Below are 13,651 nucleotides of genomic sequence, written 5' to 3'. Positions count from 1 at the left end.
TACGCCCGCGGACCCGCCCCCGGCCGTCCTAGGCTCCTGAGCCCGGACAGGCACGGCTGGGGAGGCGTCATGGAGGGGATTCCGGCGTGGGCGCGCGGTTACGTCGCCGGCGCCGCCCTCTGCGCCCTGCTCTGCACGATTCCGCCGCTGCACGCCGTGCGGACCCCTTGGTGGGCCGTCGCCCTGCTCGCCGCCCTGTACGCCGGGGGCGATCAGTTCGCCCGCCGCAGGTTCGCCGGCGCCCTCCACCCCGTGCTGCTCGCCGGGGCCTTCCTGCTCGCGCCGCCCGCGGCGGCCCTCGTACCCCTGCCCGGGGCGCTGTTCTCGCACGTCGAGCAGCGCCCCTTTCTGCTGCGCCGCCTCTGGCGGGCCGCCCAGTCCTCGCTCGCCGTGTGGGCCGCGGCCCGGGTGCACGGGGCGCTCGGCGGGCGGGACGCCGTGGCCGGCTCGGACTTCCCGTGCACACTGCTGCCGGCGGGCGCGGCCGTGCTGGTGTTCTGCGCGGCGCTCGCCCTCCTCGACGGCGGGATGCTCGCGCTCGCCGAAGGGCTGCCGCTGCGGCGGTGCTGCCGTGGGCTGTTCCTGCGCTCCCTGGCGCCCCTCACGGTGCACGGACTCGCCGGGCTGATGATGGCCGTGCTGTGGCGCAGCCCGTACGGGCCCGTCGCCGCGCTGCTCGTGCTGTTCCCGATGGCCGTGTCGTGGTGGGTGTTCGCGCAGTACCACCGGGAGCGCGCCGCGCACCAGGCGACGATCCGCGCGCTGGTGCAGGCCGTCGACATCAAGGACGGCTACACGCGCGGGCACAGCGAACGCGTCGGACAGGCCTCGATGATGATCGGGCGAGAACTGGGCATGGCCGACAGCCGGATCGAGATGCTCCGCTTCGCCGGGATCCTGCACGACGTCGGCAAACTCGGCGTCCCCACCCGGCTGTTGCGCAAGGACGGGCCGCTGACGCCCCAGGAGCGGCGGGTGATCGAGCTGCACCCCGAGTACGGGCACGAGATCACCCGGGGCATCTCCTTCCTCGGCGAGGCCCGCTCGGCGATCCTCCACCATCACGAACGCATCGACGGCAGCGGCTACCCGTACGGCCTGGTGGGCGCTCAGATCCCGGAGTCCGCGCGCGTGGTCGCCGTCGCGGACGCCTTCGACGCGATGACGTCGACCCGGTCGTACAGCAGGGCCCGGCCGGTGGAGGTGGCGCTGGAGGAGCTGCGGCGGTGCGCGGGCACCCAGTTCGACCCCCGGATGGTCACGGCGCTGACCCGGGTCGTCGGGCGCGACGGCTGGCGTCCGGCCGTGACCGCCGAGGAGACCCGGCCCGTGGCGCCCTCGCCCGCCCCGGCGCCCGACGACCGGTCCGAGGCACGCCGATGACCTTCTGCCGCTCGCTCGTCGCCCTCTACACCGCCGCCGCCCTCCTCGTCGCCGTCTCCCTCCTCGTCACGTTCACGACCTGCGTCGAGGAACGCGTCGTCGCGCTCGCCTTCGGGATCCTCGTCGCCACGGGCGAGCTGATCCGGTGGAGCGGGCCCGGGCTGCGCGAGGCCGCACCGCTGGGCGCCGCCGGGTCGCTGGCCTACGCGCTGGTCGGGGAGCACGCCGGGCACCCCACCCACCACGGGGTCGCGCAGGTCGTGTCGGTCGTGGTCGCCGCCTCCCTGCTGGGCAGCGTGCCGCACCTGGCCCGCGGGCAGGGTCCCGTCCTCGACCATCTGGTCCGGCGGGTCCTGGCCGTCGGGTTCGCCGCCGTCTGCTTCCAGCCCCTCTACAACCGCGGGGTCTTCGACGGCTGGAGCGGCCCCGCCTACGCGCTGCTGCTGCTCGCGCTGCTCGTCCTGACCGTCCTGTGCGACGCCGTGGTCGCCGCGGTGCTCGCCCACTCCCGCACCGGCTGGCCGTTCGCCCCGCTGCTGCGCGACGAGCTGCGGGCCGTGCCCGGGATCGGGTCGGCGGTGTGCGCGACGGGCGCGGTGATGGCGCTCGCGGTGGCCGTCGTGGGGCTGTGGGCGCTGCCCGTGTTCTCCGTGCCGCTGCTGCTCACCCAGCTGTCTCTGCGCCGGTACGCGGCCGTGCGGGCCACCTATCGGCAGACCATCGCCTCCCTGGCCCGCGCCACCGAGATCGCCGGGTACACCCCGGCCGGGCACGCCCGCCGGGTCGCCGCCCTCAGCCAGGCCGTGGGCCACGACCTCGGGCTGCCGGAGGCCGAGCGGACCGTCCTGGAGTACGCGGCGCTCATGCACGACATCGGCCAGCTCAGCCTCGTCGACCCGGTCCCGGCCGGGGCCACGGCCGGCCTGCCCGCGGCCGAGCAACGGCGGATCGCGCTGCTCGGCGGGGCCGTCGTCCGGCAGACCGGGGCGGGCGCCCAGGTCGCGGCGGTCGTCGAGCGGCAGGCCGACCCCTACCCGGAGCAACCGGTGGCCGCGCGCATAGTCAGGGTGGTGAACGCGTACGACGAGAAGGTGCTGGGTACCGGTCCCGGCGGGCCCCTGGCCGCCCTGGAGGAGCTGCGCCTGGGCACCGGCGGGGAGTATGCGCCGGACGTGGTGGAGGCGCTGGCCAGAGTGCTGTCGAGGAGCTGTCTGACCTTGCCTGAGGGTGGGTAACCCATGGGTAATGAGCGGCCCTCCGGCCACACGTGGTTGGATGCGAGGGAGAGAGTGTCCGGGGGCACTGGCCAGCCCACAGAACGGAACTGGCAGGCGGGAATCGTGAGGATCTTCGGCAAGGGACGGCACCGGCCCTCCGCCTCCTGGCGGCAGGCCACAGACCGCGCGTTCACGCTGATCGGCGACGGGCGGTACGAGGACGCGGGCGCGCTGCTGACACGTGCCGCCGACCTGGAACCCTGGCTGTCCGAGTCCTGGTTCAACCTCGCCCTGCTGCACAAGTTCCGGCACGACTGGGAGCAGGCCCGCACCGCCGGTCTGCGCGCCGTCGCGCTGCTCGACCGCGAGGCCGGAGCGCCCGACTGGTGGAACGTCGGCATCGCCGCGACCGCCCTGCAGGACTGGCCGCTGGCCCGCCGCGCCTGGCAGGCCTACGGGCTGCACGTGCCCGGCGACGCCACCGGCGCGGGCGAGCCCGTCGGCATGGAGCTGGGCAGCGCGGCCGTGCGGCTGTCGCCCGAGGGCGAGGCCGAGGTGGTGTGGGGGCGGCGGCTGGACCCCGCCCGCATGGAGGTGCTGTCGATCCCGCTGCCGTCCTCCGGGCGGCGCTGGGGCGAGGTCGTGCTGCATGACGGCGTCCCCCACGGGGAGCGGACCACGTCCGCCGGGCACTCCTACCCGGTCTTCGACGAGATCGAGCTGTGGGCGCCGTCGCCCGTGCCGACCTGGGTGGTCCTCCTGGAGGCGGCCAGCGAGGCGGACCGGGACGCGCTGGAGCAGCTGGCCGCCGACGCGGGGTTCGCGGCGGAGGACTGGTCGTCGTCGGTGCGGCTGCTGTGCCGGATGTGCTCGGAGTCGCGGATGCCGTCGGACGAGGGGGACGGCGAGCATCTGGACCCGCACGATCACAGTGAGCCCGGGCACCCGGGCCCGCTCGGTCACCGGACCGACGGGCAGCTGTGGATGCCGGAGCGGGAGTGCGGGGTGGCTGCGCCGGCTTCGCTGGTGAGGGGGTTGTTGGACGGGTGGGTTGCGGACAGTCCTGATTCTCGGGACTGGCGGGATCTGGAAGAGGTCTGTTAGGGCCGTCTTGTCGCTGCGGGTTCGTTGTGGCTGGTCGCGCCCACGCGGCGGAGCCGCACGTCAGACGCCGCCCCGCGCCCCTTACGGGCGGGATCCCCCGTACCCTGTATCGGCAACAGAACCCCGTTACATTCAGGAAGGCATCGTCGGTCATGGCGCAGCAGGACACCGATCAGCAGCACGCGGGCGTGCTCCCCGTGGACGACGAGGGCTTCGTCATCGACACCGAGGAGACGGGGGAGCGCGAGCTGGCCTGGCGTGAGGCCGGTACCTCGCGGCCGATCACCGTCGTCGGGAACCCGGTGCTGCACAAGGAGTGCAAGGACGTCACCGAGTTCGGCGAGGAGCTGCGGCAGCTGGTCGCGGACATGTTCGCCTCGCAGCACACCGCCGAGGGCGTGGGCCTGGCCGCCAACCAGATCGGCGTCGACCTGAAGGTCTTCGTCTACGACTGCCCCGACGACGAGGGCGCCCGGCACACCGGCGTCGTCTGCAACCCCAAGCTCGTCGAACTCCCCGCGGACCGGCGCCGGCTGGACGACAGCAACGAGGGCTGCCTCTCGGTGCCGACCGCGTACGCGCCGCTCGCCCGCCCCGACTACGCAGAGGTGACCGGGCAGGACGAGCAGGGCAACCCGATCAAGGTGCGCGGCACGGGGTACTTCGCCCGGTGTCTGCAGCACGAGACCGACCACCTGTACGGGTACCTCTACATCGACCGGCTGTCCAAGCGCGAACGCAAGGACGCCCTGCGGCAGATGGCCGAGAACGAGCCCCGCTACCCCGTGGTCGCCAACGACTGAGGGCCGCGGAACGTGCGCCGGTAGGCGTTGGGGGTGGTCCCCAGCGCCTGCACGAACTGGTGGCGCAGGGCGCCTGCCGTGCCGAAGCCGGCCCGCCAGGCGATCGCGTCCATCGTCTCGTCCGTTGCCTCCAGCAACTGCTGGGCCAGCAGCACCCGTTGACGCAGCAGCCAGCGGTAGGGCGTGGTGCCCGTCTCCTGCTGGAAACGGCGGGCGAAGGTGCGCGGGGACATGTGGGCGCGTTCGGCGAGCTGCTCGACGGTGACCTCCTGGTCGAGGTGCTGCTCCATCCACGTGAGCACGTCGCCGACGGTGTCGCACCGCGAGCGGGGAAGCGGCCGTTCGATGTACTGGGCCTGGCCGCCGTCCCGGTGCGGCGGCACCACCATCCGCCGGGCGATCCGGTTGGCGACCTCGGGTCCCTGTTCCTTGCGGACCAGGTGCAGACAGGCGTCGATGCCGGCGGCCGTGCCGGCCGAGGTGATCACCGGGTCCTCGTCGACGTAGAGCACGTCCGGCTCGACGGCGGTGTGCGGGTACCGCCGGGCCAGCTGCTCGGCGTGCCGCCAGTGCACCGCGCACCGGCGCCCGTCCAGCAGTCCGGCCGCGCCCAGCACGAACACCCCGGAGCAGACGCTGAGCACGCGCGTCCCCCGGTCCGCGGCCCGGCGCAGCGCGTCGAGCAGCTCCGGCGGGAAGTCCCGCTTGCCGTACGTCTCCCCGGCGGGGACGGCGATCAGGTCGGCGCTCTCCAGCCGTTCCAGCCCGTGCTCCGTGGTCATGGTGAAGCCCGCGTGGGTGGTCAACGTCGGCCCCTCCGCCGAGGCGACGGCGAAGTCGTAGACCGGCAGCCCTTCGTCACTGCGGTCAATCCCGAAGACCTCGCAGACGACGCCCAGTTCGAAGGGGTGCACACCGTGCAGGAGGATCGCGACCACGTTCTTCAGCATGCCGCCAGTGTGCCGCAGGAGTGGCAGTAATTTGAAGGTGTACGGCAGTCCTGCCACTGTCAGGAGTGTCCGGCGCGGACGACGATTACCTCATGAACGAACTCACCGGATACCTGACCGTCCTGGCCCTCTTCCTCCTCCTCACGGCTCCGGCGCTCGTGGGACTGCGCCACGAGCGCCGGATCGACCGTCAGCTGAAGGCCGCGAAGACCCCTCGGCCGCAGCCTCAGAAGTCCTCGTCCAGGTCGACGGTGCCCTCCACCGCGACCTGGTACGCCGACGGGCGGCGCTCGAAGAAGTTGGTCAGCTCCTGAACCCCCTGTAGCTCCATGAAGGAGAACGGGTTCTCCGAGCCGTACACCGGGGCGAAGCCGAGCCGCTGCAGGCGCTGGTCGGCGACGCACTCCAGGTACTGCCGCATCGAGTCGGTGTTCATGCCCGGCAGGCCGTCACCGCAGAGGTCGCGCGCGAACTGCAGCTCGGCCTCGACGGCCTCCCGGAGCATGTCGGTGACCTGCTCCTGCAGCTGGTCGTCGAAGAGCTCCGGCTCCTCCTTGCGGACCGTGTCGACGACGTCGAAGGCGAAGCTCATGTGCATCGTCTCGTCGCGGAACACCCAGTTGGTGCCGGTGGCCAGGCCGTGCAGCAGACCCCGGCTGCGGAACCAGTACACGTACGCGAAGGCGCCGTAGAAGAACAGGCCCTCGATGCACGCGGCGAAGCAGATCAGGTTGAGGAGGAAGCGGCGGCGGTCGGCCTGGGTCTCCAGGCGGTCCAGCTTCTCGACCTCGTTGATCCACCTGAAGCAGAACTCGGCCTTCTCGCGGATGGAGGGGATGTTCTCCACGGCGTCGAAGGCGGCCGCGCGGTCCGCCGGGTCGGGGAGATAGGTGTCCAGGAGCGTCAGATAGAACTGGACGTGCACAGCCTCCTCGAACAGCTGCCGTGACAGGTACAGCCGCGCCTCGGGGGAGTTGATGTGCTTGTACAGCGTCAGCACCAGGTTGTTCGCCACGATCGAGTCGCCCGTCGCGAAGAACGCGACCAGCCGGCCGATCATGTGCTGCTCGCCCTCGGACAGCTTCGCCAGATCGGCGACGTCCGAGTGGAGGTCGACCTCCTCCACGGTCCAGGTGTTCTTGATGGCGTCCCGGTAGCGCTCGTAGAAGTCCGGGTAGCGCATGGGACGCAGAGTCAGCTCGAAGCCCGGGTCGAGCAGGTTGGTGTTACGAATCATTTCTGTCGGCGCGAAGCGCCGTCCTCCAGGGGTGGTGGTCGGGTGGCGGGCGGGAATTACTGGCAGGCCTCGCAGGACTCGGGGTTTTCCAGGGAGCAGGCGACGGCGTCTTCGGGCGCCGGCTGCTGAACGGGGACGGTGGCCTGGGCGGCGCGGGCGATGCGGGTCGCCGGGCGCGAGCGCAGGTAGTACGTGGTCTTCAGGCCCGACTTCCAGGCGTACGCGTACATCGAGGAGAGCTTGCCGATGGTCGGCGTCTCCAGGAACAGGTTCAGGGACTGCGCCTGGTCCAGGTACGGGGTGCGGGCGGCGGCCATGTCGATCAGGCCGCGCTGCGGGATCTCCCACGCCGTGCGGTACAGGGCGCGGACCTCGGCCGGGATCCAGGCGAAGTCCTGCACCGAGCCGTTGGCGTCGCGCAGCGCCTCACGGGTGCGGGCGTCCCAGACGCCGAGCTCCTTGAGGTCGTTCACCAGGTACGAGTTGACCTGGAGGAACTCGCCGGACAGCGTCTCGCGCTTGAACAGGTTGGACACCTGCGGCTCGATGCACTCGTACACGCCCGCGATGGAGGCGATGGTGGCGGTGGGCGCGATCGCGAGCAGCAGCGAGTTGCGCAGGCCGGTCGCCGCGATCCGCTCGCGCAGCGCCGCCCAGCGCTCCGGCCAGGTGAACTCGACGCCGTAGTGGTCGGGGTGCAGCACGCCCCGGGCGGTCCGGGTCTTCTCCCAGGCCGGCAGCGGGCCGCCGCGCTCGGCGAGATCGGCGGAGGCCTCGTACGCGGCGAGCATGATGCGCTCGGCGATCCGCGTCGACAGCGCCTTCGCCTCGGCCGAGTCGAAGGGCAGCCGCAGCTTGAAGAAGACGTCCTGCAGACCCATCGCGCCGAGGCCGACCGGCCGCCAGCGGGCGTTGGAGCGGCCCGCCTGCTCGGTCGGGTAGAAGTTGATGTCGACGACCCGGTCGAGGAAGGTGACGGCGGTGCGGACGGTCTCGTCCAGCCGCTCCCAGTCGAGGTCGCCGGCCGTCGCGTCGACGAACGCGCCGAGGTTCACCGAGCCCAGGTTGCACACGGCCGTCTCGCCGTCGTCCGTGACCTCCAGGATCTCCGTGCACAGGTTGGAGGAGTGCACGACGTGACCCGGCTCGGCCGTCTGGTTGGCGGTGCGGTTGGCGGCGTCCTTGAAGGTCATCCAGCCGTTGCCGGTCTGCGCGAGGGTGCGCATCATGCGGCCGTACAGGTCACGGGCCGGGATGGTCTTCTTCGCCAGCCCCTTCGCCTCGGCCGACCGGTACGCCGCGTCGAACTCGTCGCCCCACAGGTCGACCAGCTCGGGCACGTCGGAGGGGGAGAACAGCGACCAGTCGGCGTCGGCGTTGACCCGGCGCATGAACTCGTCCGGGATCCAGTGCGCGAGGTTCAGGTTGTGCGTACGGCGGGCGTCCTCACCGGTGTTGTCCCGCAGCTCCAGGAACTCCTCGATGTCGGAGTGCCAGGTCTCCAGGTAGACCGCGGCCGCGCCCTTGCGCCGGCCGCCCTGGTTCACGGCGGCGACGGAGGCGTCCAGGGTCTTCAGGAACGGGACGATGCCGTTGGAGTGCCCGTTGGTCCCGCGGATCAGGGAACCGCGCGAGCGGATCCGGCTGTACGACAGCCCGATGCCGCCGGCGTGCTTCGACAGCCGGGCCACCTGGTGGTAGCGGTCGTAGATGGAGTCCAGCTCGTCGATCGGGGAGTCGAGGAGGTAGCAGGACGACATCTGGGGGTGGCGCGTACCGGAGTTGAAGAGGGTGGGGGAGGACGGCAGGTAGTCGAGCCGGCTCATCAGCCGGTAGAGCGCGGCGACCTCGTCCAGGGAGCGGACGCCCGCTGCTGAATCGAGCCCAGTGTCCTCGGCGAGGCCGGAGGCGACGCGCAGCAGGAAGTGCTGGGGCGTCTCGACGACCTTGCGGGTGATCGGGTGCCGCAGCAGGTAGCGGCTGTGCAGGGTGCGCAGTCCGAAGTAGCCGAAACGGTCGTCGGCGTCGGTGTCGACCAGCGCGTCGAGGCGGGCGGCGTGGACGCGCACGAACTCGGCGGTGCGGTCCGCGATCAGGCCCTCGCGGTGGCCGACGGCGACCGACGTGGTGAACGACGTGACGCCCTGCGAGGCGGCCTCCGCGGCGATGCCGATCGTCAGCAGCCGGGCGGCCAGCTTCGAGTAGGCGGGGTCCTCGGAGATCAGGCCGGCGGCCGCCTCCGTGGCCAGCTCGCGCAGCTCCGCAGTGATCTCGGAGGCAGCCCGTGCAGACCGGCCGCGCAGGGCCGCGGCGGCGACCCGGCCGGGGTCGGCGTCGGGCAGGTCGGCGGTCAGCTCGGTCAGGGTACGCAGCAACGCGGTACCGGGACCGTCGGTCTCCAGCTCGGTGACTGAAGCCGGTTCGGCTGGCGCGATGGTCACGTGAGGCTCTCCCTCGCTCGGCGGTGGGCCTGGCGGAGGGCAGGGGGCAGCACACGAGCGCACGGGGCGTCGCGTCCACCGGCCCACTCCACGAGGCCCGGACGTCAGGGCGCCCGGACCTGATGGGCCGGGCACGCTGTCGGCAGGTCCTCGGACTGACGCTCGTGCGCGGCTGCTTTGAATACAGATGCGCACAAGTACACCGTTGCGGGACAGTTCCGGATTCGCACCGGATTCCCCTGCGGCGACAGCGAGCACGAGCATACATCTTGTGCTCGCCTGTCACGCCACCCCCAGATGTTGTGTCGGGGTGGTTTCAGCAAGATTCTTCCGAGGAACCGCAGACGTTCATGCCTGGGAGGAATCGCATCGTGTGGTGGCGATTCGGAGCGTTGCAGGGTCCGGGAGTTCGGGCGCGGAGCGCCCGGTGGGCTGTCCGGCGGAGTCGGGGGTAGGGAGGGGGGCAGTGTCGAACGTGTGGTCGGTGGGTCGCTGATTGGTGGGACGGGTGTGCGGAAGTCGGCTGTTCGTGCGGGATGGCTGTGTAGGTTCGGGTGTCATGAAGCTGGTGGTGCAGGTCAAGCTGTTGCCGACGCCCGTGCAGGCGGCGGCGCTTGAGGCGACCTTGCACGCCTGCAACGAGGCGGCGACCTGGGCGTCCGAGGTTGCCTTCGGCAGGGATGTGAAGCGGAACTTCGCGCTGCGCGAGCACACCTACACCGAGATCAGGCAGCGGTGGGGACTGGGCGCGCAGGCCGCCCAGCACGTCGTCAAGAAGACGTGTGACGCCTATACCGCCCTCAAGGCGAACCTGAAGGCCGGGAACCTGGGCAAGCCGTGGTCGAAGCGGTACCGGCGGGCCGCCGAGAAGCCGGTCGTCTTCCGTCCCGAGGGCGCGCAGCCCTACGACGACCGGATGCTGTCCTGGCAGATCGCTGAGCGGACCGTCTCCATCTGGACCCTGTCGGGGCGGGTGAAGGGGGTGGCGTTCACCGCCTCCCCGCAGCAGCTGGCCCGCCTGGCCCTGTACCGCAAGGGCGAGTCCGACCTCCTGTACCGCGACGGCATGTGGTTCCTGAACGCCACCTGCGAACTCCCCGAGGCCGAGCCGAACGCAGATCCGGACGGGTTCCTGGGTATCGATCTGGGGATCGTGAACATCGCGACCACCTCGGACGACCAGATCATGGCCGGGCGCGCCCTGAACCGTGGACGGCTGCGTGAACGCACCCTGCGCAGCAAGCTGCAGAAGAAGAACACCCCGTCCGCCAAACGCCGGTTGAAGAAGCGGCGGCGCAAGGAAGCGCGGCGGGCGAAGGACGTCAACCACAAGATCGCGAAACATGTGGTGGCCGAGGCAGAACGCACCGGTCGTGGAATCGCCCTCGAAGAATTGACGGGCATTCGCGAACGGGTACGGCTTCGCAAGCCCCAACGGGCCACCCACTCCAGCTGGTCCTTCGCCCAGCTGGGGGCGTTCATCGCGTACAAGGCCAAGAAGGCCGGGGTGCCGGTGGTGTACGTCGATGCGGCGTACACCTCCCGCACCTGCGCCGAGTGCGGCCACATCGACAGGGCGAACCGGGTTTCCCAGGCGTGGTTCGCGTGCCGGTCCTGCGGATTCGTTGATCACGCAGACCGGAACGGCTCCCGCAACATCCGCGCTCGCGCGGAAGAGTTGTGGCGACGCGGGGCGCAGTCAATCGCCCCAGACCCGCCCCCGACACCCGAGGGCGGGACCGGACGCAAGCGCAGCGCCACAGCCAGTGGTGCCCGCTGTGCAAGCCCGGGACTTCAGTCCCGGGTCGTTGACAGCGTCAACTTGTAGGTGAGGAGAGTGAGGTCGCTCAGCTCCGGGATGGGGCTCCAGTCCCGCTCGGGCGTACGGACGAAGCCGAGACGTTCGTAGATGCGGTGGGCGGCGTGCATGGCGCCCTGGGTCGACAGGACGACGGTGGTGCAGCCCTCCACGGCTCGCGCGCGCTCGATGCAGCCCCGCACCAGAGCCTCGCCCGTACCCCGGCCACGGGCGGCGCGGTCGACCGCGAGCATCCGTATCTCGGCCTCGCCAGGGCCCGCGATGTCCGTCATGAGGTTGCCCGGGCCCGGGACGAAGGTGACTCCGCCGAGGAGGACGCCGCCCTCGACGGCCACCAGGACCTCGGCGGCCGACGCCCGCTCCGCGACGTTCCTGAGCTTGTGGAGGTACGGGTCGCTCTCCCCGAAGTCGAGGAGTCCGTCGTCCAGATAGGCGCGGGCGGTCAGCTCGCCGAGCGCCTCGAACTCGCCGCTCTCCACCCGCCGTATCACGATGTCCATGGGCCCGAGTCTGCCGGACGCCCGCGCCCGGGGGCTTATGGCCACAGTCTGTGGATTCCGCCCTTGGCGGGCTGGAACAGACTCGATCCGCGCGCCCGACGTCTCGCCGCCGACGTAGGCACGTCCACCCCGCCCGCGCCGGGCTCGACCTGTCTGCCCCACCGCAAGTTCCAGCTCTGCCCTTGACCTCGCCGGGGCTCGGCGCCCGGCTCGCGGATCTCTCCCCGGGGCGCCGAGCCCCGGGGAGAGATCCACGAGCCGTTCTGCCGGCAGCAACGGGCCCTGCTGACCTAGGCGCGTACTAGTGGGCGCTGCCCGCCGTCGCCGGAGGCAGCTCGACCTGGACCCCCGCGTCCCCCGCGTCCCCCGCGTAGTCCTCCGGACTTGTCTCGTCGACGCCCTCCGGGGCCTTGGCCGCCTTCAGGACGAAGGTGAGGACCACGGTGACGACGACGTTGAGGACGAACGCCGTCAGGCCGATGTAGCCGATCTCGCCGATGCCCGGGATCTCCTTGGCCGAGCCGCCGAAGTGCTTCTGGGTCGGGGAGGCGACGCCGTACGCGGCGAAGGTGCCGTAGACCATGCCGACCGCCCAGCCGGCGAGCAGCGCCCAGCGGTGGAACCAGCGGGTGAAGAGGCCGCCGACCAGGGCCGGGAAGGTCTGCAGGATCCAGATGCCGCCCAGCAGCTGGAAGTTGATGGCGACCGTCTTGTCCATGGTGAGGACGAACACCAGGGCTCCCACCTTCACCAGCAGCGAGACCAGCTTGGAGACCTTCGTCTCCTGCGCGGGCGTCGCGTCCGGCTTGATGAAGTCCTTGTAGATGTTGCGGGTGAAGAGATTCGCGGCCGCGATCGACATGATGGCCGCCGGCACGAGCGCGCCGATGCCGATCGCCGCGAACGCCACCCCCGCGAACCAGTCCGGGAACATGTCCTCGAACAGCTGCGGGATCGCCAGCTGCCCGTTGGTGACCTTGACGCCGGCTGCGATCGCCATGAAGCCCAGCAGCGCCAGCAGGCCCAGCATCAGGGAGTACAGCGGAAGGATCGTGGTGTTGCGGCGGATCACGTTCCGGCTGCGCGAGGACAGCGTCGCGGTGATCGAGTGGGGGTACATGAACAGCGCCAGAGCCGAGCCCAACGCCAGCGTCGCGTACGTCCACTGGCCCGGTTCCGCGGGGGCCAGCGCGCCGCGCGGCTTGCCCGTGGCCGGGTTGGTCTGGCTGAACGCCTCGCCCGCCTTGGCGAAGATGTCGTCGAAGCCGCCCAGCTTGATCGGGATGTAGATGATCGCCACCGCGATGACGATGTAGATCAGCGTGTCCTTCACGAACGCGATCAGCGCGGGGGCCCGAAGACCGGACGAGTAGGTGTACGCCGCCAGCACGCCGAACGCGATCAGCAGCGGCAGGTCCTTCACGAACCAGTTGGTGTCCTCGCCGCCGCCGACGCCCATCACGTCGAGCACGGCCTGGATGCCGACCAGTTGGAGCGCGATGTACGGCATCGTCGCCAGGATGCCGGTGACGGCGACCGCCAGCGACAGGCCCTTCGAGCCCCAGCGCCCCCGCACGAAGTCCGAGGTCGTGACATAGCCGTGCTTGTGCGAGACCGACCACAGGCGGGGCAGGAAGGTGAAGATCAGCGGATAGACGAGGATCGTGTAGGGCACGGCGAAGAAGCCGGCCGCGCCCGCCGCGTAGATCGCCGCGGGCACGGCGACGAACGTGTACGCCGTGTACAGGTCGCCGCCGAGCAGGAACCAGGTGACCCAGGTGCCGAACGACCGGCCGCCCAGGCCCCACTCGTCGAGGCTGTGCTCGTTCTCGGCCTTGCGCCAGCGCGCGGCCAGGAAGCCCATGGCCGTGACGGCCAGGAAGAAGAAGATGAAGACGGCGAGTGCCACGCCGTTCACGCCGTCGTTCACTTCGACGCACCCCCGCCCTGGGTCTTGCGGCCGCGCTGGTCCCGCTGCCACAGCTTGTACGCGATCATCGTGAGCGCCGTGGAGATCAGCACCCAGAGCATCTGGTACCAGTAGAAGAAGGGGATCCCTATGAACGCCGGATCCACCTTCGCGTACGACCCCACCCACAGCATCGCCACGAAGGGCGCGATCAGACAGAGGGCGATGACGACGCGCACAGGCGTCACCACCGGCTCCCTCGTTTCTTCGTCGGACATCGGCGGCTCC

11 protein-coding genes and 1 riboswitch are annotated in these 13,651 nt (G+C 70.9%); of the genes, 5 read left to right on the top strand and 6 right to left on the bottom strand.

The window, feature by feature from the left end; translation table 11 throughout:
- Positions 1 to 69: 69 nt before the first annotated feature.
- From ACIBAF_RS15360 to def, 4 genes are all read left to right on the top strand, one after another.
- Positions 70 to 1,383: an HD-GYP domain-containing protein gene (locus tag ACIBAF_RS15360; protein ID WP_399463692.1), complete on the top strand. Its 1,314-nt coding sequence runs from the start codon at positions 70 to 72 to the stop codon at positions 1,381 to 1,383.
- Complete coding sequence (locus ACIBAF_RS15355; protein WP_399463691.1) at positions 1,380 to 2,618, top strand: HD-GYP domain-containing protein; 1,239 nt, start codon at positions 1,380 to 1,382, stop codon at positions 2,616 to 2,618. The genes ACIBAF_RS15360 and ACIBAF_RS15355 overlap by 4 nt, the downstream gene beginning before the upstream one ends.
- A gap of 105 nt (positions 2,619 to 2,723) precedes the next feature.
- Positions 2,724 to 3,704 (top strand): tetratricopeptide repeat protein, encoded by a 981-nt coding sequence (locus ACIBAF_RS15350; RefSeq protein ID WP_399463690.1) that lies wholly within the window; start codon positions 2,724 to 2,726, stop codon positions 3,702 to 3,704.
- Between the two features lie 152 nt (positions 3,705 to 3,856).
- On the top strand, positions 3,857 to 4,507 hold the full coding sequence (gene def / locus ACIBAF_RS15345) for a peptide deformylase (protein ID WP_399463689.1): 651 nt from the start codon (positions 3,857 to 3,859) through the stop codon (positions 4,505 to 4,507).
- Here def and ACIBAF_RS15340 read toward each other — a convergent pair.
- The 3 genes from ACIBAF_RS15340 to ACIBAF_RS15330 form a co-directional block, all read right to left on the bottom strand.
- A complete protein-coding gene (locus ACIBAF_RS15340; protein WP_399463688.1) occupies positions 4,483 to 5,457 on the bottom strand; it encodes a GlxA family transcriptional regulator in 975 nt (324 codons plus the stop codon). The two genes, def and ACIBAF_RS15340, sit on opposite strands and share 25 nt — an antisense overlap.
- Before the next feature lie 226 nt (positions 5,458 to 5,683).
- A complete protein-coding gene (locus ACIBAF_RS15335) occupies positions 5,684 to 6,694 on the bottom strand; it encodes a ribonucleotide-diphosphate reductase subunit beta (RefSeq protein WP_399463687.1) in 1,011 nt (336 codons plus the stop codon).
- 56 nt (positions 6,695 to 6,750) lie between these two features.
- Positions 6,751 to 9,135 carry a ribonucleoside-diphosphate reductase subunit alpha gene (locus ACIBAF_RS15330; RefSeq protein WP_399463686.1) on the bottom strand — a complete coding sequence of 795 codons (2,385 nt, stop codon included), beginning with the start codon at positions 9,133 to 9,135 and terminating at the stop codon, positions 6,751 to 6,753.
- 123 nt (positions 9,136 to 9,258) lie between these two features.
- Positions 9,259 to 9,416, bottom strand: a riboswitch (cobalamin riboswitch).
- A 278-nt stretch (positions 9,417 to 9,694) separates the two neighbouring features.
- Here ACIBAF_RS15330 and ACIBAF_RS15325 point away from each other — a divergent pair.
- A complete protein-coding gene (locus tag ACIBAF_RS15325) occupies positions 9,695 to 10,963 on the top strand; it encodes an RNA-guided endonuclease InsQ/TnpB family protein (RefSeq protein ID WP_399463685.1) in 1,269 nt (422 codons plus the stop codon).
- Here ACIBAF_RS15325 and ACIBAF_RS15320 read toward each other — a convergent pair.
- The 3 genes from ACIBAF_RS15320 to ACIBAF_RS15310 form a co-directional block, all read right to left on the bottom strand.
- Positions 10,930 to 11,454: a GNAT family N-acetyltransferase gene (locus tag ACIBAF_RS15320; protein ID WP_399463684.1), complete on the bottom strand. Its 525-nt coding sequence runs from the start codon at positions 11,452 to 11,454 to the stop codon at positions 10,930 to 10,932. The genes ACIBAF_RS15325 and ACIBAF_RS15320 overlap by 34 nt on opposite strands.
- A gap of 301 nt (positions 11,455 to 11,755) precedes the next feature.
- Positions 11,756 to 13,384: a monocarboxylate uptake permease MctP gene (gene mctP / locus ACIBAF_RS15315; RefSeq protein ID WP_399463683.1), complete on the bottom strand. Its 1,629-nt coding sequence runs from the start codon at positions 13,382 to 13,384 to the stop codon at positions 11,756 to 11,758.
- A complete protein-coding gene (locus tag ACIBAF_RS15310) occupies positions 13,381 to 13,641 on the bottom strand; it encodes a DUF3311 domain-containing protein (RefSeq protein ID WP_399463682.1) in 261 nt (86 codons plus the stop codon). The genes mctP and ACIBAF_RS15310 overlap by 4 nt, the downstream gene beginning before the upstream one ends.
- Between the last annotated feature and the right edge of the window lie 10 nt (positions 13,642 to 13,651).

The organism is Streptomyces sp. NPDC051677 (genome assembly GCF_044453465.1).
GTDB lineage: Bacteria > Actinomycetota > Actinomycetes > Streptomycetales > Streptomycetaceae > Streptomyces.
The sequence above is the reverse complement of the archived record's forward strand: the minus strand, read 5'-3'. Positions and strand labels throughout refer to the sequence as shown.